Source organism: Brachyspira pilosicoli (genome assembly GCF_019402445.1).
In the GTDB taxonomy this organism is placed as follows: Bacteria; Spirochaetota; Brachyspiria; order Brachyspirales; family Brachyspiraceae; genus Brachyspira; species Brachyspira pilosicoli_B.
Genome location: NZ_SRZM01000049.1, coordinates 1 through 6,048, shown reverse-complemented (window position 1 = coordinate 6,048; position 6,048 = coordinate 1). Strand labels below are relative to the sequence as shown.

The following is a 6,048-nucleotide window of genomic DNA, read 5'->3' as shown; positions in this document are numbered from 1 at the left end:
AAAAATTATTCTTGTAGTATTCAAACTATCTCTAAAAATATAAAATCTACTCGAATAAACTGCCATAGCCATAATAATACTTGCAAATAAAGTTTTAATAGTATTAATTTTACCTTTATTAAGCGAGAAAGACATATTCATTCTCTTCATAAGCAATATATATAATATAATAAAAGAAACAATATTTGCCAATACACTTGAAATAGAAATACCTATAATATCAAAATGAAATATATAAACACATAAATAATTGCTAATAGCATTAATAATAAAAGCAAAAAAAGCTATATATACAGGAGTTTTCATATCTTTCATAGCATAAAAAGACTGAACAACTATCCTATAACTAGCTACAAAAAAAAGTGAAATAGATAAATACCTTAAAGCATTAGATACAAGCAAAGTGGATTTTTCTGAAAAAGCCCCATATTGAAAAATCATAGCAACAATTTCTTTACCTAAGATAATAAACCCAAAAGTGGCAGGTATAGTTATTAATGCCACCAATCTCAAAGAATAAGATAATGTATCTTTTGCCTCATCATACTTCTCATTAGCTATTAATTTGCTTAAAGTAGGAAGCATAACTGTAGCTATACTAACAGCAAAAACACCCAAAACAAACTCATGTATTCTATTAGCAAAAGTAACAGCCGACACCCTCCCCTCTCCAATAGCACCAGCAAAAGCAGTAGATACAAGCAAATTAATCTGATAAATACTAGCCCCAAATATACCAGGAGCAAATAGTTTAATCATTTTTAAAACATAACTATCTCTAAAGTCAAAATTAGGCAAAAAATTAAACCCAAGCCTATTAACAAAAGGAATCTGATAAGCAAACTGCACCATTCCTCCAATAAGTACCGCTATAGCAAAAACATAAGACATATTATTAAAAACATTAGGAAGCAAAAAATAAAATATTAATGCTAAAGATATAATAACAATATTAAGAAGTATTGGACTTGCAGCAGATATAGAATAATACCCCCTCACATTTAAAACACCCTGCATCAAAGCGGCAAGTGAAATAAACAAAAGATAAGGAAACATTATTCTTGATAAATCGACAGCCAATCTATAAGCCTCATAGCTTGCCGATTTATAAAGCAGCTTTACTAATAAAGGTGAAATTAATATTCCGACAAAAACTATAAATATTAGTATTAATGACAACAGTGTAAAAATAGCCCTAAAAAAAACTTTGGAAGCCTCAATACCTTTATTTTTTTCAAGGTCAGTAAAAACAGGTATAAAACTAGCAACCATATTGCCCTCAGCAAATAATCGCCTCAAAAGGTTTGGAAGTATAAAGCCTATTGCAAAAGCATCTGCTATAAATGTTGTTCCAAGTAAAATAGCCTGTATCTGGTCGCGTACAAGTCCAAAAATTCTGCTTATGGTAGTTACAACAGACATCTTCAAACTTGATTTTACTATACTTTCTTTTGTATTTACTTTCTCATTTTTATCTTGCATACAATTATCTCTTATATCGTTATTATCTATATATAACTATTATTAATTAAAATAAGAAAAATACTGAAATTATATTATTGATTAATTATTCTTTTTTGTCTTCTTCTTGCAAACTTTTTTTATCTTTTTTTAGAGATTTCTTTTCTTTTTTTAGAGCTTTTTTAGCTTCTTTCAAAGCCTGCTTTTCCTCTTTTTTTAATTCTTTAGCTCTAATTTTTTCTCTCTTAGCTTCCATCTTAGCTTCTTTTTTAGATTCCTTTGAGGCTTTCTTTTCTTCTTTTTTTAATTCTTTAGCCTTAATTTTTTCTCTCTTAGCTTCTATCTTAGCCTCTTTTTTAGCATTTTTTATAATTCTTTTTTTAGCTCTATTCACAGAAACTTTTTCAAAAAAAACTAATATCCAAAACTTTATATAATCACAATATAAAAATATCCTAAAAATATTTCTTTTAAGATAAAAAGACTCATCTTTATTTGCTTCAATTATTTTCATGCTAGGCGATTTTTTCTTTCCGCAAAAACAGTCCAAAGGTCTAGATATAGGTACACATAATTTCATACCTAATTTACCATTGTTTTCATTAAACCAATATAAAGACTTTTTAAAAGGCATATATATAAAAAATACATCTGGATTCATTTTTTTAAATCCAATAAAAGCTTTATCCAATTCTGATTTATTTTTTGTATTTTGATAAGTTCCAAGTATACTAATATCAGGATATATTTTTTTCATTTTTTCGGTGATTGTAAAAAAATACTTCTCTTCATCACCAAATAAAAACATAGTCATTTTTCTTTGTTCTATATAAGATAATATATCAGAAAATAAATTAAAGTCTTTAATATATTCTAATTCTTCTTTATATATAAACTTATATGCTTTAGAGATGGAAGGATGAGCAGCAATTACCAAAGAAGCATTTTCTATAATATTTTTTAATTTTTTATTAAAACGCACACTCAATAATTGATGCACATCCAATGTTACTATAAGAACATCATTTCCATCTTTTAGTTGATCTAAAGCAGTATATAAATCATTGTTAAAGGTATCTATTCTAATACCTAACAAAGAATTTTTATTTATCATAAAATATTAAGCCCTAAAATCATATAGCAAGAGTTCTACATAACTCTAAATCTATAGGATCAACTTTAGGAACTTTTTTAACAGCATCAGCTAATGGAGTATAAGTGTACTCACCTTTCCATATACCAACAGCAACATTTCTCTTACCTTCTAATAATGCCTTAACTGCAATATAACCAAATCTTGCAGCCATAAGACGTTCACGAGAAGTAGGAGAACCGCCTCTTTGCATGTGTCCAAGTATAGTTACACGTGTATCAAAACCTGTTTTACCTTCTATCTGCTTAGCTACCTCCATAGCTCCGCCAGACTCATCTCCCTCAGCAACTACTATTATAGAAGATTTTTTACCCCTCTTTTTTGCTGCTTGTAAATTTTCTACTATTTTATCAATATCAGTAGTAGTTTCTGGAATAAGTATATCCTCAGCACCAGAAGCTATACCAACTTCCAAAGCAATATAACCAGCATGTCTTCCCATAACCTCAACTACAAAACATCTTCCATGGCTAGTAGCTGTATCTCTTAATTTATCTATAGCCTCCATTGCAACATTTACTGCTGTATCATATCCTATAGTATAATCAGTACCGAATATATCATTATCTATAGTACCAGGTATACCAATAACAGGAAACTCTTCATGGTGATTAGCAAAATCTAATGCACCTTTATAAGTACCATCACCACCTATAACAACTAAAGCATCTATACCATTATATTTCATATTATCAGCTGCTTTTTTCATACCTTCTTCTGTTTGAAACTCTGGAGATCTTGCAGAAAATAAAATTGTACCACCATGGTTAATAATGCCACCAACAGAACCAGCATTCATTTGATAAACATTATTATACATTAAGCCCTGATAGCCCTCTCTTATACCAACTACCTCTAAACCATTAGCTATAGCTGTTCTAACAACACTTCTTATAGCAGGGTTCATTCCTGAAGCATCACCACCGCTTGTTAATACTCCTATTTTCTTTATATCAGCCATATTGAAATAACTCCTTATAAAACATATAATATTTAATTATATTATTATTTATCTAATTTTTTGTTATATATATTATATATTAATAATAAAAGAATTGATATACAAAAAAAGAAAAAAAATTAACATGATAAATTCACAGTACATTGAAATAATTAACATCATAGAAAATAAAAGATGGGATAAACTTAAATATCTCCTAAACGATATGCACCCTGTGGAAATAGTGGACATAATTCGTATATTAGAAAGCAATAAAGATAAAACAATTCTTTTTAGATTATTATCAACAGAAAAATCTGCTTTAGTCTTTGCAGAATTGGATGCTAATGAACAGGAAGAATTAATATCTTCTATGAATGATAAAGAAATAGAAGAATTAATGCATGAAATGAGTCCTGATGATAGAACTTCTCTTTTTGAAGAGCTTCCAGAAGAAATAAATAAAAAAATATTTTCTTTAATGGAAAAAGAAGATTTAGATATAAGTAAAAAATTATTAGCATATCCAGAATATAGTGTTGGTCGTATAATGACTACAGAATATATATCTATCTCTCCGAACTTCTCTGTAAATCAAACTTTGGAATATATTAGAAAACATGGTAAAGATTCTGAAACTTTTGAGGTTATATATATAGTTAATAATAAAAATATATTATTAGGATATATTTTATTAAAAGATTTACTATTTGCTAAAAAAACTGACATAATAGAAAACCTTATGCATACAGATATAATCTATCTTTCTGCATATTCAGACCAAGAAGAGGCTGTACTTGTTGGAAGGAAATATGATTTATTGTATATACCTGTAGTAGATGCAAAAAATGCTTTAATAGGGATTGTTACTATTGATGATATATTTGACATCGCTGAAGAAGAAGAAACTGAAGACTTTCATAAATTAGGTGCTATAAGTATAGATGATGACTTTACAGGAAACATCAAACAAGCTCCAATACTAACTCTATACAAAAAAAGAATTACTTGGCTTTTTATATTAGTTTTTATAAATATATTTTCTGGATATTTTATAGGAATATTTGAAGAGACTATAAGCAAATATGTTTCTTTAATATTCTTTTTACCGCTTCTAATAGACAGTGCCGGAAATGCAGGAGCTCAATCTTCTACTCTAATAATAAGAAGTTTATCGCTTGGAGATGTAAAAAAAAGCGACTGGCTGTTTATGTTTTTTAAAGAGATTGCTATATCTTCTATACTTGGAATTACTATGAGTTTAGCTGTATCACTTCTTGCTATATTTAGGGGAGGGTTAATGATAGCTTTGGTGGTATCATTATCTATGATATGTGTTGTAGTGATAGGAAGTCTTATAGGGTTATGTTTGCCTTTTATATTTGTTAAATTAAAAAAGGACCCTACTACAAGCAGTGTGCCTTTAGTAACTTCTATATGTGATATTACAGGTACTTCTATATATTTATTATTAGCAAGCATAATACTCACAAAAATTAATATATAAACATTCTAATAAAATAATTTAAAAAATAAAAAACGAATGTAATATTAAACTATTCCGATAATAATTAAAACTATTTTTAGGAATTTTAATTATGAAAAAATACATAGTTTTAATATTTATTTTTGCTGTATGCTCTATATATGCAAATAATTATGATAGTATGATAAAATCAATGAAATTAGAAAACATAGAAGAATTATCTATATCCGATGAAAACTCAACTATTACATTCAATCAATTAGCAGAATATTATGCAAGCATAGTAACAGATAAAAATGCTACCCCAGAGCAATTAGAAGCTTTAGGAAATATTATAAAATTATGGACAGATACTATAAATCAAAACTTCTCTAAAGAAGAAATATTTACCAAATACAGCACAGTAACATCAACTCTATCATCTATGTCTATACTTTTAATATTAAGAATAGCAATAAAAGACAATAACATACCAACTGAAGAAATGCAAAAAAGTATTTATGAATCAATTAATAATAAATTTATACCATCATTTGCACAATTTAAAAATGACGGTTGGAAAACAGATTTTAACTTTTATGTAATAAATATGTCAGCTGCAGTTTGTAAATGGTATGAAGATAAATCTAAAAAACTAGACTATCCAGATTTCAAAGTATGGAGAGATGGAGATTTTTAAATTAAATATATAAAAAATATTCATGGAGGAATAAAATCATGGAAGCACAAGTTCAAGAGAGAGAAGATGTTATCACTATTGAAGCTAAAGATGACATTAGAACTTTAATTACAAAGTATAAAGAGCAAAATATTATAACTATCACAAGCAAAAAAATTAAAGCGTTATAAATAGTAAATGTGAAATAAAAGGCAATTATTAAAAACAATAGTTGCCTTTTCTTAATTAAAAACAATAAGAATATATTTATATACTTATATATTTTAAATAGATTTTAAAAATATTAATAATTATATTCTAAACTAATCTCAAATATATGCTCTAAAATC

Annotated in this window: 6 protein-coding genes; 3 read left to right on the top strand and 3 right to left on the bottom strand. The window is 27.3% G+C overall.

Annotated elements, in window-relative coordinates; genetic code table 11:
* The 3 genes from murJ to pfkA all read right to left on the bottom strand — a co-directional run.
* Positions 1 to 1,482: murein biosynthesis integral membrane protein MurJ (murJ, locus tag E6A48_RS02180; RefSeq protein WP_219708345.1), on the bottom strand; the 1,482-nt coding region annotated here is incomplete at its 3' end.
* An 85-nt stretch (positions 1,483 to 1,567) separates the two neighbouring features.
* Positions 1,568 to 2,575 carry a WecB/TagA/CpsF family glycosyltransferase gene (locus E6A48_RS02175; RefSeq protein ID WP_219708344.1) on the bottom strand — a complete coding sequence of 336 codons (1,008 nt, stop codon included), beginning with the start codon at positions 2,573 to 2,575 and terminating at the stop codon, positions 1,568 to 1,570.
* Positions 2,576 to 2,594: 19 nt separating this feature from the next.
* Positions 2,595 to 3,575 (bottom strand): 6-phosphofructokinase, encoded by a 981-nt coding sequence (gene pfkA / locus E6A48_RS02170; protein WP_219708343.1) that lies wholly within the window; start codon positions 3,573 to 3,575, stop codon positions 2,595 to 2,597.
* Positions 3,576 to 3,699: 124 nt separating this feature from the next.
* Here pfkA and mgtE point away from each other — a divergent pair, with 124 nt between their 5' ends.
* The 3 genes from mgtE to E6A48_RS11945 all read left to right on the top strand — a co-directional run bounded on the left by mgtE (position 3,700) and on the right by E6A48_RS11945 (position 5,889).
* Positions 3,700 to 5,061, top strand: a complete 1,362-nt coding sequence (gene mgtE / locus E6A48_RS02165; protein ID WP_219708342.1) for a magnesium transporter — start codon at positions 3,700 to 3,702, stop codon at positions 5,059 to 5,061.
* 91 nt (positions 5,062 to 5,152) lie between these two features.
* Positions 5,153 to 5,719, top strand: a complete 567-nt coding sequence (locus tag E6A48_RS02160; protein ID WP_219708341.1) for a hypothetical protein — start codon at positions 5,153 to 5,155, stop codon at positions 5,717 to 5,719.
* Positions 5,720 to 5,757: 38 nt separating this feature from the next.
* Positions 5,758 to 5,889 (top strand): hypothetical protein, encoded by a 132-nt coding sequence (locus E6A48_RS11945; protein WP_013243853.1) that lies wholly within the window; start codon positions 5,758 to 5,760, stop codon positions 5,887 to 5,889.
* Positions 5,890 to 6,048 lie beyond the last annotated feature (159 nt).

Bases quoted from the DNA above. Each gene is read 5' to 3' on its own strand.
- pfkA (WP_219708343.1), bottom strand. From the start codon at position 3,575: ATGGCTGATATAAAGAAAATAGGAGTATTAACAAGCGGTGGTGATGCT.
- E6A48_RS02160 (WP_219708341.1), top strand. From the start codon at position 5,153: ATGAAAAAATACATAGTTTTAATATTTATTTTTGCTGTATGCTCTATA.
- mgtE (WP_219708342.1), top strand. From the start codon at position 3,700: ATGATAAATTCACAGTACATTGAAATAATTAACATCATAGAAAATAAA.
- E6A48_RS02175 (WP_219708344.1), bottom strand. From the start codon at position 2,575: ATGATAAATAAAAATTCTTTGTTAGGTATTAGAATAGATACCTTTAAC.
- E6A48_RS11945 (WP_013243853.1), top strand. From the start codon at position 5,758: ATGGAAGCACAAGTTCAAGAGAGAGAAGATGTTATCACTATTGAAGCT.